Origin of the sequence: Actinosynnema sp. NPDC059335 (assembly GCF_042752395.1) — a bacterium.
Lineage (GTDB): Bacteria > Actinomycetota > Actinomycetes > Mycobacteriales > Pseudonocardiaceae > Actinosynnema.
In genome coordinates, this window is sequence record NZ_JBHYXZ010000173.1 from 1 (window position 1) to 16,711 (window position 16,711).

General features: G+C 75.2%; 15 protein-coding genes. 9 read left to right on the forward strand and 6 right to left on the reverse strand.

Features of this window, described 5'->3' with window-relative positions; genetic code table 11:
* Window positions 1–139 precede the first annotated feature (139 nt).
* Window positions 140–712: a snapalysin family zinc-dependent metalloprotease gene (locus ACFXGA_RS34485; protein WP_378095352.1), complete on the reverse strand. Its 573-nt coding sequence runs from the start codon at window positions 710–712 to the stop codon at window positions 140–142.
* A gap of 268 nt (window positions 713–980) precedes the next feature.
* Between ACFXGA_RS34485 and ACFXGA_RS34490 the strand changes: the two genes are divergently transcribed.
* The 3 genes from ACFXGA_RS34490 (at window position 981) to ACFXGA_RS34500 (ending at window position 5,018) form a co-directional block, all read left to right on the forward strand.
* On the forward strand, window positions 981–3,164 hold the full coding sequence (locus ACFXGA_RS34490) for a hypothetical protein (RefSeq protein WP_378095355.1): 2,184 nt from the start codon (window positions 981–983) through the stop codon (window positions 3,162–3,164).
* 100 nt (window positions 3,165–3,264) lie between these two features.
* Window positions 3,265–3,846, forward strand: coding sequence for a PadR family transcriptional regulator (locus ACFXGA_RS34495; RefSeq protein WP_378095357.1), 582 nt, complete (start codon window positions 3,265–3,267; stop codon window positions 3,844–3,846).
* Window positions 3,843–5,018 (forward strand): FAD-dependent oxidoreductase, encoded by a 1,176-nt coding sequence (locus ACFXGA_RS34500; RefSeq protein WP_378095359.1) that lies wholly within the window; start codon window positions 3,843–3,845, stop codon window positions 5,016–5,018. Before ACFXGA_RS34495 ends, ACFXGA_RS34500 begins: the two co-directional genes overlap by 4 nt.
* 112 nt (window positions 5,019–5,130) lie before the next feature.
* On the opposite strand, the gene ACFXGA_RS34505 is transcribed toward ACFXGA_RS34500, so the two are convergent.
* Window positions 5,131–5,700: a TetR/AcrR family transcriptional regulator gene (locus tag ACFXGA_RS34505; RefSeq protein WP_378095361.1), complete on the reverse strand. Its 570-nt coding sequence runs from the start codon at window positions 5,698–5,700 to the stop codon at window positions 5,131–5,133.
* Between the two features lie 89 nt (window positions 5,701–5,789).
* On the opposite strand from ACFXGA_RS34505, the gene ACFXGA_RS34510 reads away from it, so the two are divergent.
* Complete coding sequence (locus ACFXGA_RS34510) at window positions 5,790–6,173, forward strand: DUF4267 domain-containing protein (protein ID WP_378095363.1); 384 nt, start codon at window positions 5,790–5,792, stop codon at window positions 6,171–6,173.
* Here ACFXGA_RS34510 and ACFXGA_RS34515 read toward each other — a convergent pair.
* The 3 genes from ACFXGA_RS34515 to ACFXGA_RS34525 form a co-directional block, all read right to left on the reverse strand.
* Complete coding sequence (locus ACFXGA_RS34515; RefSeq protein ID WP_378095365.1) at window positions 6,133–7,011, reverse strand: class I SAM-dependent methyltransferase; 879 nt, start codon at window positions 7,009–7,011, stop codon at window positions 6,133–6,135. The genes ACFXGA_RS34510 and ACFXGA_RS34515 overlap by 41 nt on opposite strands.
* Window positions 7,012–7,041: 30 nt before the next feature.
* On the reverse strand, window positions 7,042–8,535 hold the full coding sequence (locus ACFXGA_RS34520; protein WP_378095367.1) for a hypothetical protein: 1,494 nt from the start codon (window positions 8,533–8,535) through the stop codon (window positions 7,042–7,044).
* Between the two features lie 80 nt (window positions 8,536–8,615).
* Window positions 8,616–9,524, reverse strand: coding sequence for an NADP-dependent oxidoreductase (locus tag ACFXGA_RS34525; protein ID WP_378095369.1), 909 nt, complete (start codon window positions 9,522–9,524; stop codon window positions 8,616–8,618).
* A gap of 215 nt (window positions 9,525–9,739) precedes the next feature.
* On the opposite strand from ACFXGA_RS34525, the gene ACFXGA_RS34530 reads away from it, so the two are divergent.
* From ACFXGA_RS34530 to ACFXGA_RS34540, 3 genes are read left to right on the forward strand one after another with little or no spacing between them, the layout of a single operon-like run.
* Complete coding sequence (locus ACFXGA_RS34530) at window positions 9,740–10,741, forward strand: FecCD family ABC transporter permease (RefSeq protein WP_378095370.1); 1,002 nt, start codon at window positions 9,740–9,742, stop codon at window positions 10,739–10,741.
* Window positions 10,738–11,766: a FecCD family ABC transporter permease gene (locus ACFXGA_RS34535; protein ID WP_378095372.1), complete on the forward strand. Its 1,029-nt coding sequence runs from the start codon at window positions 10,738–10,740 to the stop codon at window positions 11,764–11,766. Before ACFXGA_RS34530 ends, ACFXGA_RS34535 begins: the two co-directional genes overlap by 4 nt.
* The gene (locus ACFXGA_RS34540) at window positions 11,763–12,575 is read left to right on the forward strand and encodes an ABC transporter ATP-binding protein (RefSeq protein WP_378095375.1); all 813 of its coding nucleotides are present in this window, start codon (window positions 11,763–11,765) and stop codon (window positions 12,573–12,575) included. Before ACFXGA_RS34535 ends, ACFXGA_RS34540 begins: the two co-directional genes overlap by 4 nt.
* On the opposite strand, the gene ACFXGA_RS34545 is transcribed toward ACFXGA_RS34540, so the two are convergent.
* Window positions 12,565–13,479: an SDR family oxidoreductase gene (locus ACFXGA_RS34545; RefSeq protein WP_378095376.1), complete on the reverse strand. Its 915-nt coding sequence runs from the start codon at window positions 13,477–13,479 to the stop codon at window positions 12,565–12,567. The genes ACFXGA_RS34540 and ACFXGA_RS34545 overlap by 11 nt on opposite strands.
* An 87-nt stretch (window positions 13,480–13,566) precedes the next feature.
* Here ACFXGA_RS34545 and ACFXGA_RS34550 point away from each other — a divergent pair, with 87 nt between their 5' ends.
* Together ACFXGA_RS34550 and ACFXGA_RS34555 are read left to right on the forward strand one after the other, a co-directional pair.
* Window positions 13,567–14,121 (forward strand): TetR family transcriptional regulator, encoded by a 555-nt coding sequence (locus ACFXGA_RS34550; protein ID WP_378095379.1) that lies wholly within the window; start codon window positions 13,567–13,569, stop codon window positions 14,119–14,121.
* 376 nt (window positions 14,122–14,497) lie between these two features.
* Entirely contained in the window at window positions 14,498–16,507 is a 2,010-nt protein-coding gene (locus ACFXGA_RS34555) for a UvrD-helicase domain-containing protein (protein ID WP_378095381.1), read from the forward strand.
* Window positions 16,508–16,711: the final 204 nt, after the last annotated feature.

Below are 16,711 nucleotides of genomic sequence, written 5' to 3' on the forward strand. Positions count from 1 at the left end.
CACCCCCCCACCCCCGCCCGCGGGTTCCTCACCCCCCACACCCCCCCCCCCGCGGCCCCCCCCCCCCCCGGGGGGGGGGGGGGGGGGGGGGGGGGGGCCCCCCCCCGCGCCGGTCGCGGGGCCGCCCGTCACGTGCGCGTCAGTACACGTAGCACTCCGTGCTGCTGCCCGTGAAACCCGCCGCGCGCACGTCGGCCGCGACCCGCGTGCCGGCGAACCGGCGCTCGACCTCGGCGCGCTCGGCCGCGTTCGGCAGGTCGTTGGTGCACGACACCGGGGCGCTGGAGCCCGACATCAGGTCGGAGCACAGGCCGGTGCGCCGGTCCGGCAGACCCAGGATGTGCCCGATCTCGTGCGTGGAGATCCGGGGCCGGTAGTAGCCCTGCTGCACGGCCTGCCGTCCCATGTAGACGGTGCCGTTGCCGAGCGACGTCACGTAGGCCCGGGGCCAGCCGTTGTCCGCCAGGATCCGGATGTTGACCCCCGAGGTGGAGGTGCGCCGGGCCAGCTTGACGTTGGACACCGAGTTGTTCCAGTTCGTCGCGGCGCGGTCCCAGTCCGCGGCGAACTCCTGGGCCTGGCTCACGTCGTAGTACAGGGTGCGCGCGAGGGCCTGCGGCTCCGCCGACGCGGCGGGCGCGGCCACCGCGACCAGCGGCAGCATCAGGCCCAGCACGCCGACCAGGACGCCGACGGCCTTTCGTACGAGCATGGTGGTCTCCTTGGGGTACAGGGAAGGGAACCGCGTGACAGGGGTGGTTCCCCGTCACCCAACGAACCAGCCGTGGCCGGTCGTCACCAGCGCCATACGTAGGGTTGTTCGGCGCGCCGCGCCGGTGCGCGATGACCCGAACAGCCGCTGCGGGCGGCAGGGGCGGCCAGTAGCCTCGGCGCACGATCCACCGCCGACCCCGCCCACGACGCGTCGGGGCACCGTCGACCGCGGCCCGGGACGTCGAGGGGCGACGAAGGGGAACACCATGCCCGTCGACGATCCCGCGAGACCGCGCGCGGTCCGCGGACGCCTGCTGAGAACCGTGGCGGCCACCGTGCTGGCGGCCGCCACCGCGTTCGGCGGCACACCCGCCCGGGCGCAGGACGCCCCCGCGACCCCACCGACCGAAACCGCCGCCGCCATACCGGAAACGCCGACCGAACCGCCCGCCGAACAGCCCGCAGAACCGTCCACCGCACCGCCCGCCGAGCAGCCCGCCGCACCGCCCGCCGGGAACCCCGTCGAGCCCGGCGACACCGCGCAGACCCCGGCCCCGGCAGAGCCCGCCGCGCCCACGAGCCCTCCCGCCGCCGAACCCCCGGCCCGCGACGCCGTCGAGCACGTCGGTGACACAACGGCGGAGGCAGTCGACCGCGGCACCGCCACGGGCGTCCTGCTCCACTACTCGGAGGAGTACCCGGGACGACCGCTGGCCGGCGTCCGACTGCTCGCGCTCGACTCGCGGGGCAACGTGGTCGCCGAGTGGGTGTCGGGCTCGGACGGCGCGTGGCGGTTCGCCAACCTGCCGGTGGGCGAGTACGACGTGCTGGTGCCGGGCCCGTACCGCGCCCGCGACGGCGGCGACCGCTTCCGCGTGCCGGTCGTCGCGGGCGCTCCGACGTCCTCGGTCCTCGCGGTGGTCGACGGACCGGTCGTGGAGCCGCCGGCGTTCGCGCCGGACGTGCGGGTGAGCGCGTCGTTCGACCGGTCGTCCTACGACATCGAGGACCCGGTCACGGCCACCATCACGCTCGTCAACGCCGGCGCCGTCGCCGCGTACGCGCGGCTCGAATCGGAGTGGGTCGAGAACGGGTTCGCCTACGACCCCGCGCAGTGGGGCGACCTGGGCGCGGGCCTCGGCGACTACCTCGAACCCGGCGAGGAGCGCACCGTCACCCTCGTCGGCAACGCGCGCTCGACGCGGGACGGGGTCGTGCGGATGAAGGGGCGGATCGCCGTCGTCGGCGACGCCGACCCCACCGACAACGAGTTCGACCTCAGCGCCGCGGTGACCCACCGGACCGGGGACGTGGTCGCCGTCGTCTACGGCGACCGCGACGGCGACGGCGCGTTCGACGCCGGCGAGGCGCTGCCGAACGTGACGATCACGTTCGAGGGCGGCCTCCCGCCCCGGTCGGTCACCGGCGTGACCGGCCCCGACGGCACGTACCGGCTGGAGGACGCGCCCGCGGGCGTCTACGCGGTGCGGACCACCGACGAGCACACCGGGTGGGTCAGCCACGTCGCGACCGAACTGGTCGTGACCGGCGACCGGGAGACGACCGCGCACTTCCGCATGGAACGGCCGTTGTCGGACCGGCTGCACGCCTCCGCGGCGTTCGACCGGGAGACCTACGCCAGGAACGACCCGGTGCGGATCACGATCACGCTGTCGAACTCGGGTGACGCGCCGGTCCTGGCCAAGGCGTTCTGCTACGGCGGGATTTCCCCGGCGATCCACAACGGGCCGGCCTGGGGGCCGCTCGCCGACGGCGGGCCCGGTGTCGAGGTCGCGCCGGGTGAGACCCGGGTGGTCACCGTCCACGATTCGGTGCCCCGACGGGCGGACGACAACGGCCTGTTCAGCGTCGGGTGCAGTTTCGGCCCGGAGTACCGGGTCGGCCTGCCGTCGGCCTTCGCGGTGGCGCGGGTGCCCGGTGTGACGTGGGTGGTGTTCGGTCGCGCGGTCACCGGCGGCGGGACCCGGCCGCCGGGTATCCCCGGCGTGGAGCTGGTGTTGCTCGACTGGATCACCGGGAAGCCGGTGGCGCGCACGGTCACCGGTCCCCGGGGCGACTACGAGTTCCGCGATCTCCCGGTCGGCCACTACACGCCGGTGCTGGTCGGTCCGTGGCGGTTCGAATCGGTCGGAGGCGGGATCCCGTACCTCCCGGTGCGGCGCGGCCACGCGCGCCCGCTGGACCTCTACTTCGTGCCCGGCCCCGAGGTGCCCGACCCGGGAGCGCCGCCGACCGGACCCGGCGACCCCGATCCCGGCCCGCCCGCCGGCGGTCCGTCCGGTGACGGCCCGACGGGCGGTGGCGCCGCCACCGGGTCCGACCGCCTGGCCGACACCGGCGCGGGCGTGGCCGGGCTCGGCCTGGCGGCCCTGCTGCTCCTGGCCGCCGGCGTCGGCACGCGAACAGCGGGACGTCGCCGAACCGCGTGACCGAAGAGGCCCGGTGCCCGCCGGGCCTCTTTCGCGCCCAGTCGAATAGTTGACTCTGACTATCCGGTGTTGGATAGTCAGGACTGACTAGGAGGTGGGCGTGGCGTCCAAGCGGAAGGTGGGCAACCTGCTCGGGTTGGCGGTGCTCGGCTACCTGGTGCGCGGACCGATGCACCCGTACGAGCTGAGCCGGCTCATGCGGGCGCACGGGGACGACCGCAGCATCAAGTTCACCCACGGCTCGCTCTACATGGTGTTCGGCCAGCTCGCGAAGGCCGGGTTCATCGTGGCGCACGAGACGTCCCGCGAAGGGCAGCGGCCGGAGCGGACGGTCTACGCGCTGACCGACGCCGGCCGTGCGGAGCTGCGGGACTGGATGCGCGAGCTGGTGGCCGAGCCGGCGCACGAGCACCCGCGGTTCGTCGCGGCGCTGTCGCTGATCGCGGCGCTGCACCCGGACGAGGTCGCCGCACTCCTGCGCGACCGGCTGGAGGGCTTGCGCCGGCAGGCGGCGGAGGCCGAGGCGATCATCGCCGGCGCCGACGCGCACCCGCTGTTCCTCGTGGAGGAGGAGTACCGGGTCGCCCTGCTGACCGCCGAAATGGCGTTCGTCCGGCACTTCCTGGCGCGGATCGAGGACTGGCGCCCGCTGTGGGCGGGCTTCCACGAGGGGGAGAGATGAAGGCGACCGTGATCGGCGGCGGCATCGGCGGGCCCGTCGCCGCGATGGCACTGCGCAAGGCCGGGATCGAGGCGAGCGTCCACGAGCGGTACGACCGCACGGCCGACGGTTCCGGCGGCGCGTTGAGCATCGCGCCCAACGGGCTGCAGGCGTTGGAGGTACTGGGCCTGGCCGACGCCGTGCGCGAGGTCGGCACGCCGATGACCGCGATGGAGCTGCAGAGCTGGACCGGCCGCACGCTCGGCCGGTTCGGCGGCGAACCGCCCCAGCTGCTGGTGTGGCGCTCGGACCTGTACCGCGTGCTGCGCGACGAGGCCGCCCGGCGCGGCATCGCCGTCGAGCACGGCAAGGAGCTGGTCGACGCCGCGGACCGCGGCACCCACGTCACCGCGCGCTTCGCCGACGGCACGGAGGCGGCCTCGGACCTGCTGGTCGGCGCGGACGGCATCCGGTCGACCGTGCGCCGGATCATCGACCCGGCCGCGCCCGGACCGCGCTACGCCGGCCTGCTCGGCTTCGGCGCGCGGCTGGCGCGCACCGGCGAACCGCCGACCGGCGGCGCGATGCGGCTCGTGTCGGGCAAGCGCGCGTTCTTCGGCTACCAGGTGCACGCCGACGGCTCCGGCGGCTGGTTCGCGAACCTGCCCCGCAAGACCCCGCTGACCACGGCCGAGGCGCGGGCCACGGACCCGGGGCGGTGGCTGGAGGTGCTGGGCGAGGCGTTCGCCGCCGACCGCACCCCGGCCGCGCGGCTGGTCGCCGCCACCGACCCGGCCGACCTCGTGGTCACCGGCGCGCTGGAGGACGTGCCGCGCGTGCCGCGGTGGAGCCGGGGCAGGATGGTGCTGGTCGGCGACGCCGCGCACGCCACGTCGCCGAGTTCGGGCCAGGGCGCGTCGCTGGCGTTCGAGAGCGCCGTCCAGCTGGCCCGCTGCCTGCGCGACCTGCCGCACGAGGAGGCGTTCCGGGCCTACGAGCGGCTGCGCCGGGACCGGGTCGAGCGGATCATCGCCCAGGCCGCGCGGACGAACCGGGACAAGGCCGCCGGCCCGGTCGGCCGCCTGGTCCGCGACGCCCTGCTGCCGCTGGTGTTCCGGTTCGCCGACCCGGCGAAGTTCACCTGGCAGTTCGACCACCGGATCGAGTGGGACGACACCCTGAGCCACGCGTAGCCCTTGTTGCCGAGGGCGGCGTGTCGGCGGCCGAGCCACGCCTGGCGCAAAAGCCCCGGGATCACCGGCGGCCGCCGTCCGGGGTCACCACGGCGCCGTTCGTGACAGCCGCTCAGGAGAACCGGCTCAGCAGCAGGTCCAGGCGGGCACGGCGGTGGTCGGGGCGCAGGCGGCGGCCGTGGTCGAGGGTGGCCTGGCCGTGCAGCGCGCCCCAGAGCACCTCGACGAGCGTCTCCACGTCGTCGTCCCCGGCGACCGGCGTCACGACGGCCACGAACTCGCCGAACGCCTCCCGCAGCTCGGGCGGCGTCTCGGCGGTGCCGAACGAGAGGTCGACCTCCCGCACGAACATGGCGTCGTACAGGGCGGGCCGGGTCGCGGCGAAGTCGAGGTACGCCTCCGCCGCCGCCCGCAGCGACGCCGCCGGCGTGCCGCCCGAGGCCCGCGCGGCGCGCATCCGTTCGGTCAGGTCGCGGAAGCCCTGCACGGCCACGGCCCGCACGATCGCGTCCTTGCCCTTGAAGTGGCTGTAGAGGACCGGCTGGCTGTACTCGACCCGGTCGGCCAGGCGGCGGGTGGTGACCGCGTCCCACCCCTCCGCCTCGGCCAGCTCGCGGGCCGCGTCGACGATCAGCCGGTGGCGTTCGGCGCGTTCGCGCTCGCGGCGCTCCTGGATGGACACGCACCGATGCTAGCAGTGCTAGACATTCGAGCGCGATTGAAGATAGTGTCGCTCTCGCACCTAGCACTGCTAGCACCTGGAGTCGGGTCATGACCCACCACCGGATCAACACGGTCCTCGCCGCGCTCGTCGTCCTCGCGGGCTTCTTCTTCGGCCTCGGCTTCCTCCTCGACCCGCAGGGCTCGGCGGCGGGCTTCGGCATCGACCCGTGGCCGGAGGGCAACGGGTACTTCGTGGTCAAGGGCGTCCGCGACCTCGCCTACGGGCTGACCGCGCTCGTCCTGCTGGTGCTGAAGCACCGCCGCGCCCTGGGCTGGGTGGTGCTGGCCGACGCGGTCATCCCCGTCGGCGACTGCGTCGCGGTGGTCACCAACGGCGGCACGGTGGCCTACGCGCTGGCCGTGCACGGTTCGGCGGCCGTGCTGGTGCTCCTCACCGCCGCGTCGCTGCTGTGGGAGACCCGGAAGCGGTGAGCAGGAACGCGGGGGACCACCAGTAGTCGTGCAGCCGGGTGACCCGCACGTCGGTGAACCCGGCCCGCTCGACCTGCTCGGCCCACCGCGCCGCGGGCTGCTCCCACGTCGCCCGGGTCGCGCCCGGCACGAGCTGCCCGGTCAGCACCGGCATCAGGAACCCCCGCGCCACCAGGTCGCGGTCGGCGTCGTACTCGGCCAGCCCGCGCTCGTAGGCGTCGGCCAGGAACCGGCGGTGGTCGGGGCCGGCGTGCGGCAGGTCCGGCACGTCGAACTCGACCACGGCCAGCACGCCGACGTGCCCGACCAGGTCGGCCAGCACCCGGTCGCGCACCCCGTGCGGCAGCGCGTGCAGCGCGAACGTCGACTGGGCCAGGTCGTAGACCGCGTCGGGGGCCAGCCCGGCGGCGAACGGCTCCACCCGGGTGTGCCGGGCGTCCACGTCGAACCCGGCCAACGCCCGCACCGCCGCGGCCAGCAACGCCGCCGACGGCTCGACCAGCGTCACCGACGCCGGCGCGTGCGGCGAGGCCAGCGCGGGCCGCAGCGCCCGCCCGTCACCGCAGCCCACGTCCAGCAGGCTCGACGGCGCGACCTCGGCGTAGAGCCGGCCCAGCGCCGCGGTCACCGCCCGGTACAGCCCCACGTTGCCGCCGCCGTCGATGAACGCCCCGAACGCGTCGGGCCGGTCGTACACCGACCCCTCCCGCACCGCCGCCAGGTGCTCGGCCAGCGCCGCGGCCAGCGGCGTGCCCCGGCCGCGGACCGCGTCCCGCGCCCGGTCGAGGTCGCCCTCGGCCAGGGCCTCCAACGCGATGTCGATGTCGTCGCCCGTCACGGTGCGAGCATGCCAAAGGCCGGGGCCGGGCTACCCGCGGCCGGGGCTGCGCATGACGATCAGGTCGCCGTGGCCGCCGTACCCCAGCACGTCCTCGGCGTACTGCGTGCCGTCGAACGTGATCAGCCACCACTCGCGGCCGACCGGCAGCAGCATCGGGTGCGGGATGTTCGTGCCGAACGGCGCGTCCAGCGTCCCCAGCTCGCGCATCGCCCGGTCGTACACCGGGTAGCGCCGGGCGTCGCCGTCGCCGGCGAAGACGTACCACTCGCGGCCGACCCGCTGGATGATCGTGCCCTCGGTCTGGTCCACCGAGGTGTCCGCGCCGACCAGCCGCGTCGCGGTGTAGTCCGCGCCGGGGGCGGCGACGGCGAGCGCCGGGTGGAACACGAACGCGGGCTGCTGCGCCTCGCTCTCCACGAACGCCAGGTGCCAGCGGTTGTCGATCCTGGTCAGGGCGGGGTCCCACGAGCTGACCGCGGTCGGCAGCGGCAGCCGTTCGCTGCGCAGGACGTGCACGCCGCTGAGCACGTTCGCGGTCGTCGTGAGGTGGCGGATGTGCACGCCGCGGAACGCGAAGTCGCCCCACGAGCTCATCAGCACGATGAACCGGCCGGTCCGGTCGTCGTAGACGATCTGGCCGGCGTGGTCGCCGAGCACGACGCCGTCGCGCTCGAAGAACAGGACCGCGACCTGCTCCAGCCGGGACGGGTCGGCCAGGTCGATCGTCCACACCGCCCAGTGCGCCTGCTGGAAGAAGCCCAGCCCGGCGTTGGTCATGGTGAGGTAGAGCTTGCCGGCGCGGATGAACGGCCGGCCGTCGGCGTGCTGCACGACGTGCGGGTCCCGCACCCCGGCCTGCCCGAAGTAGCCGGCCCGCACCCGGCCCAGCCGCACGTCGCCGCCACGCCCGCCGTAGGCGTACTCCAGCGAGCCCAGCACCGCGGGGACCCGCAGGTCGACCAGCGCCCGCACGCCGTCGCGCTCGGTCAGCACGGGCTGCCAGCCCGCGCCCGTGCCGGTGGTGTCGACCAGGACCGTGACCGCGTTCTCGTTGACCACCACGGCGAACCGGAACGCGCCGGTCACGCGCACGTCGGCGGACTTGACCACGGTCGTCGCGCCGCCCGTCGTCACCTCGATCGCGGCCCGCCCGGCGACCGGGTCGAGCGTGCCGAGCACCGACGTGCCGTCGCCCGACAACCCGGCGACCACCACGCCCTCGGCGCGGCGCACCTCCACCAGCACCGACCCGAACGGCGCGCGGGGCCGCACCCCGGTGCCGACGATCGTGCCGGGCGCGGCGGGCGGCGGGGTGAGCGCGCTGTCGTACTGCACGAACCGCGGCGCGATCAGGTCGAACGGGCGGTACTTGTGCGACACCGCGAAGTGCAGGTCGAACGGAGTCGTGGACGGTTGACCCATCGCGGGCACGTTACCGAACAGGGTGGCGAACGCCCCGACCGCGCCCGCCGCCCCGGCGTGGCGCAGCAGCGCCCGTCGATCCATGTCCCGTGCCGCCATCGGACCTCCTCGGACTCCTGCCGGTACTTCTTGACCATGTGTTACAGGCAGGTGTGAGGAAGTGTCCAGAGGGGTTCGGGTCAGGGCACGGTCAGCACGAGCTTCCCGCGGGCGTGCCCGGCGGCGCTCGCCCGGTGCGCCTCGGCGGCGTCCACCAGCGGGAACGTGGCCCCCACGACGGGCGTCAGCGCGCCCCGCGCGGCCAGGTCCGCCAGTTCGGCGAGGCGTTCGGCCGACCGCCGCGCCGGGCCGCCGGTGAACACCACGCCCAGCTCGGCGGCGGCGTTGTCGGCGATGGTGACGATGCGGTCCGTGCCGCCGCGCAGCTCGATCGAGTCCGGCAACGCGCCCTTGCCCGCCACGTCGAACACCGCGTCCACCCCCTCAGGCGCCAACGCCCGCACCCGCTCCACCAGGCCCTCGCCGTACGTGGTGGGCGTGGCGCCGAGCGCGGCGACGTGCGCCTGGTTGTCCGGGCCGGCCGTGCCGACGACCCGCAGGCCCGCGGCCACGGCGAGCTGCACGGCCACCGTGCCCACGCCGCCCGCCGCGCCGTGCACCAGCAGCGTCTCGCCCGGCCGGACCCCGAGCAGGCCGAGCGCGCGGTCGGTGGTCTCGGCCGCGACGGGCAGCGCGACGGCCCGCTCCCACGACAGGCCCTCCGGCTTGCGCGCGACCGTGCTCGCCAGCGCGTACTCCGCGTACGCCCCGGTGTCGGACCAGCCGAACACCTCGTCGCCGACCGCCGGGCCGGCGACGTCCGGCCCGACCGCGTCGACCACGCCCGCGATCTCGGAGCCCAGCACGGTCGGCAGCGGCGTGGGGAACACGGACTCCATGGCGCCGGAGCGCACCTTCACGTCGAACGGGTTCACGCCGACCGCCCGCACCCGGACCCGGACCTGCCCCGGACCGGGTTCGGGCGTGTCCACCTCGGCGGGGCGCAGCTCCTCCGGCCCGCCGAACCGGCTCAGCACAACGGCTTTCACGTTCTCTCCTCCGCGGACGGTGGGCGGTCGTGCGACCGTCCGAGTGTGGACCACCCGGCGGGCGGCGGCTCGCCGCGCGTCACCTCCTGGTGATCGACGGATCGGTGTCCGACCGCCGCGTCGGCACCGGCCCGGGGAACCACGCGACCCGCTGACCGGACGATCGACACCTCCGCCGTGTCGGTTAGCCTTACCTAAACTTCCGGGAGGTGCGGGTGTCGCGCGCAGCGGTGCGAGGGGTCGGCCTGCTGGTGTCGATCGGCGTGCTGGGCCTGGTCGTGCTGCTCAGCCTGTGGATCGGCACCAAGAGCATCCCGTTCGCCGACACCTTCGCCCTGCTGCTCCGCGACGACGGCACGGGCGACGCCGCGATCGTGCGCGACGTGCGCGTGCCGCGCGCCGTCCTGGGTTTGCTGGTCGGCGCGGCGCTGGGCCTGTCCGGCGCGGTGATGCAGGCGCTGACCCGCAACCCGCTCGCCGACCCCGGCCTGCTCGGCGTGAACATGGGCGCGGCCGCGGCGATCGTGTCCGCCATCGCGTTCTTCGGCATCACCAGCCCCACCGGGTACGTGTGGTTCGCGCTGGCCGGCGCGGCGGGCACGGCGACCGTCGTCTACGTCCTCGGCGCGGCCGGTCGCGGCACGCCCACCCCGGACCGGCTGGTGCTCGGCGGCGCGGCGCTGACCGCCGTGCTGTACGCCTACGTCTCGGCGATCCTGCTGCTGTTCACGCACACGTTCGACTCGTTCCGGTTCTGGAACGTCGGCTCGCTCGCCGGCCGCGACTTCGAGCTGATCGGCCGGATCTCGCCGTTCGTGCTGCCGGGCGTCCTGATCGCGTTCCTGCTCGGCCGCAGCCTCAACGTGCTCGCGCTGGGCGACCACACCGGCCGGGCGCTGGGCGCGAACGTCACCCGCACCCGCGCGTTCGGGGTCCTGGCGGTCACGCTCATGGCGGGCGCCGCGACCGCCGCCGCCGGGCCGATCGCGTTCGTCGGCCTCACCGTGCCGCACGTGGCGCGCATGATCGGCGGCAGCGACCAGCGCTGGGTGCTGGCCTACTCCGCGGTGCTCTCGCCGATCCTGCTGCTCGGCTCGGACGTCGTCGGCCGCGTGGTCATCGCGCCGCAGGAGATGGAGGTCGGCATCATCACCGCGTTCATCGGCGCGCCCGTGTTCATCGCGCTGTGCCGCCGGCGGAAGTTGGCCGCGCTGTGAGGACCATCCGCACGCCCGCCGTCTCGCTGCGGGTCAGCGACCGCGCGCTGGCCGTGAGCGCGGCCCTCGCCCTGGCGATCGTGGTCGCGGCCGTCGTCACCATGGTCACCGGCGACTTCCCGCTCACCGTCGGCGAGGTGCTGGCCACGGTCACCGGGCAAGGCGACGGTTACGCCGACTTCGTGGTGTTCACGCTCCGCCTGCCCCGGCTGCTCACCGGGCTGCTGGTCGGCGCGGCGCTCGCGCTCAGCGGCGCGATCCTGCAGAGCCTGTCCCGCAACCCGCTGGCCAGCCCCGACATCATCGGCTTCACCCAGGGCGCGGCGACCGGCGCGATCGCGGTCATCGTGCTGGCGCAGGGCAGCATGGCGGCCACCGCGCTCGGCGCGACCGCGGGCGGCCTGCTCACGTCCACCGCCGTGTACCTGCTCGCGCTCAAGCAGGGCGTGCAGGGCTTCCGGCTGGTGCTCGTCGGCATCGGCGTCAGCGCCATGGTGCTCTCGGTGAACTCCTACCTGATCACGCGGGCCACGCTGGAGAGCGCGTTGGCCGCGCAGACGTGGCTCGTCGGCGGTCTGAACAACCGGGGCTGGGACCAGGCGCAGGTGGTCGCGGTCGTGCTGGCCGCGCTGCTGCCGTGCGCGTTGGGCCTCGGTCGCCGGTTGGCGTTGCTGGAGATGGGCGACAGCGCCGCGACGGGCCTCGGCGTGAACGCCGAGCGCACCCGCCTGGCGCTGCTCGCGGTGAGCGTGGGCCTGGCCGCCGTGGCCACGGCCGCCGCCGGGCCGATCAGCTTCGTCGCGCTGGCCGCGCCGCAGCTCGCCCGGCGGCTCACCGGAGCGTCGGGTCCCGGCCTGGCCGCGTCGGCGCTGATGGGCGGCCTGCTGCTGGTCGTCGGCGACCTCGCGGTGCAACGGCTGTTCCCGACGACCCAGTTGCCGGTCGGCATCGCGACCGGCGCCATCGGCGGCCTCTACCTGATGTGGCTGCTGGCCCACGAGTGGCGGAAGGGGAGCAGGACATGACGCTGCCGACGACCGGACGGCTGCGCGGCGCGGACCTGACGCTGTGCTACGACGAGCGCGTGGTGGCGTCCGGGCTGGACGTGGAGATCCCGGACGGCTCGTTCACCGTGATCGTGGGCCCCAACGCCTGCGGCAAGTCCACCGTGCTCAAGGCGTTGGCGCGCATGCTCAAGCCGCGCGCCGGCACCGTCTACCTGGACGGCCAGGCGATCTCGACGTACCGCGCGAAGGAGGTCGCGCGCCGGCTCGGCCTGCTGCCGCAGTCGTCGATCGCGCCCGGCGGGATCACGGTCGGCGAGCTGGTCGCGCGGGGCCGCTACCCGCACCAGCGGCTGCTGCGCCAGTGGTCGGCCGAGGACGAGGCGGTGACCGCGGAGGCGATGCGGCTGACCGGCGTGCACGACCTGGCCGACCGGCTGGTGGACGAGCTGTCCGGCGGCCAGCGGCAGCGGGTGTGGCTCGCGATGGTGCTGGCGCAGCAGACGTCGATCCTGCTGCTGGACGAGCCGACCACGTTCCTCGACATCGCGCACCAGATCGAGGTGCTCGACCTGTGCGCCGCCCTGCACGAGGACGGCCGGCACACGCTCGTCGCCGTCCTGCACGACCTCAACCAGGCGTGCCGCTACGCCACCCACCTGATCGCCATGAAGCCGGGCGAGGGCGTGGTGGCGCAGGGCAGGCCGGTCGACATCGTCACGGCGGAGCTGGTGGAGGACGTGTTCGGCCTGCCGTGCCGGGTGATCGACGACCCGGAGACCGAGACGCCGCTGATCGTGCCGCTGCGCCGGCAGCGCGTCACCGCGTAGCGGTCGCCTCCGGCGCGGCGTAGGCGCCGGCGGCGATGTCGGCGAGCAGCGTCGGGCCGGTGGGCGTCCAGCCGAGCAGGTCCCGGGTGCGGGCGCTCGACGCCGGGGCGTCCATGCCGTAGAAGCGCGCGATCCAGCCGAAGTGCCGTTCGGCGTCCGCCGGGGGCACCGACGCGGTCGGCAGGCCCAGGTGGTCGCCGATCGCGGCGGCGATGTCGCGGGTGGGCACCCCCTCCTCGGCCACGACGTGCGGCCGCGACCCGGCCGGGGCCCGGTCCAGCGCGAGCCGGACGAGCCGGGCGGCGTCCGAGCGGTGCACGGCGGGCCAGCGGTTCGCGCCGTCGCCGAGGTAGCCCGCCACGCCGCGTTCGCGGGCGACGGCCGTGAGGGTCGAGACGAACCCGTGGTCGCCCGTGCCGTGCACGGACGGGGCGAAGCGCAGCGCCACCGCCCGGACGCCGCGGTCGGCGTAGGACAGGGCCAGGTTCTCGCTGCCGCCGCGCGGCGAGTCCGGGCCGTGGTGCGGCGAGGGGTCGTCCTCCGTCACCGTCCGCCCGGCGACGATCGAGGCCAGTCCCGAGGCGAGCAGGAACGGCCGGCCGCTGCCCTCCAGCGCGTCCAGCATGTGCCGCACGGCGGTGTGCTCGGTGCGCCCCGCGCCCGCGTAGTCGGTGAAGTCGTGCTTGAAGGCGAGGTGGACGACGCCGTCCGCCGCCGCGGCGGCCGCGGCCAGGCCGTCCGGGTCGTCCAGGCCGCCGCGCAGGGCGGTGGCGCCCTTGGCCTCCAGGGCGGCGGCGGCCTCGTCGGAGCGGGCGAGGCCGACGACCTCGTGGGAGTGGGCGAGCAGCTCATCGGTGACGGCCGAGCCGATCCAGCCCGAGGCGCCGGTGACGAAGACGCGCATGACGCGAGGGTCCTTCCCAGGGGATGTCAGTGACTGACATCGACCGTAGCACGGGATGTCAGCCACTGTCATCACTACACTTCCGGCATGGGTCGCTGGGAGCCGGACGCCCGCGGGCGGATGACCCGCGCCGCGATGGACCTGTTCGCGGAGCGGGGCTTCGAGCAGACCACCGCGGGCGACATCGCCGAACGCGCCGGCGTGACCGAGCGGACGTTCTTCCGCCACTTCGCGGACAAGCGCGAGGTCCTCTTCGACGGCTCGAAGACCATGGAGCACGCGGCCGCCGAGGCGATCCTCGCCGCACCGCCCGACACCGGGCCGCTGGACGCCGCGCTGGCGGGCGTGCTCGCCGCCGGCGGTCTGCTGGCGGACCGCCGGGAGCACGCCGTGCGGCGGTCCCGGATCGTGGAGACCCACGCGGCCCTGCGGGAGCGGGAACTGCTCAAGCTCGCGGCGCTGGCCGACGCGGCGGCCGGCGCGCTGCGCGCCAGGGGTGTCGCCGACGCGACGGCGGCCCTGGCCGGCCACAGCGCCGTGACCGTCTTCCAGGTCGCGTTCGCGCGCTGGGTGGCGGACGGGGACGCGACGGACCTGGCCGCCCTGATCGTCGAGACCGCGGCGGCGCTGCGCGCCCTCTAGGCGCGGGCCACTCCGGGGATCGGCGGCCGGACCCGTCGGCTCGCGCGGCCGGCGATCCGGCGGTCGGCCGGTCGTTCCGGCCGGGTTCGTCCACGGGCACGGCCCAGCCGTCCCGGCCGGGGGCTCGGCGGTCGGGCGCGCGTCGGACCTGCCACCGCGCGCGACAGCCCGTCTCCCCGGCCCGTGCCCGGTCACGGCGTTGCCGTCCGGCGCGCCCCCCCCGCTGCCCCGGCTCGTCCGATGTCCCGCGCCGGACCATTCCACGCCCGGGGGCGATGCCCGGTGAAACGCGCGCGGAATCGTGCTAGAAATGAAGGTTGATTTCGTCGGCAAATGATGGGGCGACGACAATGTCAGTATATCACAGGGGGCAAGCGTGAACACCGGGGAATTGGCCGCCGAACGGGCGCGGATCGCGTTCCTGCACGACCGGTTGGCGGTGGAGCGGGCCGCCGCGCGGGCCGCGCTCGACGCCGCGCTGAAGGACGGCGAGGAGCGCCGCTGGCACCGGGAGGTCGCCGTCCGCACACTGTCCGGGCAGGTCAGCCGCCTGGAAGCGGCGGACGGGAACCTCTGCTTCGGCCGCATCGACACCGCCGACGAGCGGGTGTACGTCGGCCGGGTCGGGCTGTTCGACCCGGACCGCGACTACGAGCCGCTGCTGACCGACTGGCGCGCGCCGGCCGCCCGCCCCTTTTACACCGCGACCGCTGCCAACCCCGAGGGGGTGACGTTGCGCCGCCATTTCCGGACCAAGGGCCGGCACCTGGAGAGCTTCCACGACGACGAGTTGCAGCTCACCTCGAAAGCGCTCCTCGACGCGCTGGACGCGCCCCGTTCGGCGGCGATGCGCGACATCGTGGCCACGATCCAGGCCGAGCAGGACGAGGTGATCCGGCTCCCGCACCGGGGCCTGCTGGTGATCGAGGGCGGTCCGGGCACCGGCAAGACCGCGGTGGCCCTGCACCGCGTCGCCTACCTGCTCTACACGCAGCGCGAGCGCCTGTCCCGCCAGGGCGTGCTCGTGGTCGGCCCGAACCCGGGTTTCCTGCGCTACATCGGCGAGGTGCTGCCGTCCCTGGGGGAGACCGACGTCGTGTTCGCCACGCCGGGCGAGCTGTTCCCCGGCGTCCGCACCGACCGCGAGGACCCGCCCCCCGTGCAGGCCCTCAAGGGTTCGCGGTCGGCCGTGGACCTGGTGGCGGCGGCCGTCGCCGACCGGCAGGAGCTGCCCGCCGAGCCGATCCCGATCGAGCTGGAGGACGTCACCGTGCCGCTGACCGCCGGCATCGCCGACCGGGCCCGGCGACGGGCGCGCGAGGCGGGGCTGCCGCACAACGCGGCCCGGCCCGTGTTCCACCGGGCGCTGGTGGACGCGCTGGTCGAGCCCGCCCTGGACCTCATCGGCGTGGACTGGCCGGAACTGGCCGCCGACGTGCGCCGCGAGCTGACCGGTCACCCGGACGTGCGGCGGGCGGTCGACGCGTTGTGGCCCGCCCTGACCCCGCAGACCCTCCTGGCGGACTTCTACGCGGGCCGCTGCCGCGCGCTCGGGCACCCGGAGCTGTGCCGCGACGAACCGGACGCGTGGACGGTCTCCGACGTGCCGCTGCTGGACGAGGCCGCCGAACTGCTCGGCTCCGACGGCGCGGCCGAACGGCGGGCGGCCGCCGCGCGCCGGGAGGCCGTCGAGTACGCGCAGGGCGTCCTGCACGTCATCGACACCGACCCGGAGATGCACGAGGAGGAGCTGCGCGGGGTGGACCTGGTCGACGCCGAGTGGTTGGCCGACCGCCACACCGCGCCCGACCACCGGGTGCTCGCCGAGCGCGCCGCCGCCGACCGCGAGTGGACCTACGGCCACATCGTGGTGGACGAGGCGCAGGAGCTGTCGGAGATGGACTGGCGGCTGCTGGCCCGGCGCGGCCCGAACCGGTCCATGACGATCGTCGGCGACCTGGCCCAGCGCCAGGCCGAGGCCGGCGCCCGCGACTGGCGGCGGGTGCTCGCGCCGCTCGTCGGCGACCGCTGGGAGTACCGCCGGCTCACGGTCAACTACCGCACGCCCGCCGAGATCATGGCCTACGCCGCCGCCGCGCTCGCCGAGGTGGACCCGACCGCCGTGCCGCCGACGCCGGTCCGGCACGGCGAACCGCCCCTGGAGGTCGCCGGCGTCGACCCGGAGTCGTTCCGCCCGGCCGCCGGCACGTTCGCCGTCATCGGCCCCACCGGCCCGCTCACGCCCCGCGCGGCCAAGGGCCTGGAGTTCGACGTGGTCGTCGTGGTCGACCCGGAGCGGATGACGCCCGCCGAGCGGTACGTCGCCCTGACCCGCGCCACCCGGCGACTGATCGTCCTGCGCACCTGGAACGCACCGCGCCTGTAGCGCACCGCACCTGAAACGCACCGTGCCGGGGACGGACCGCGCTTGAAACGCACCGTGCCGGGGACGGACCGCGCCTGAAACGCACCGTGGCGGGGGGGGGGGCGGGCGCCGGCCCCCCCCCCGGGCGGGGGGGGGGGGCGGGCGCCCCCCCCCCCCCGCCGCGGGGGGGGGCCCCCGCGCCCCGGGCGGGGGGCGGGGGGGGCC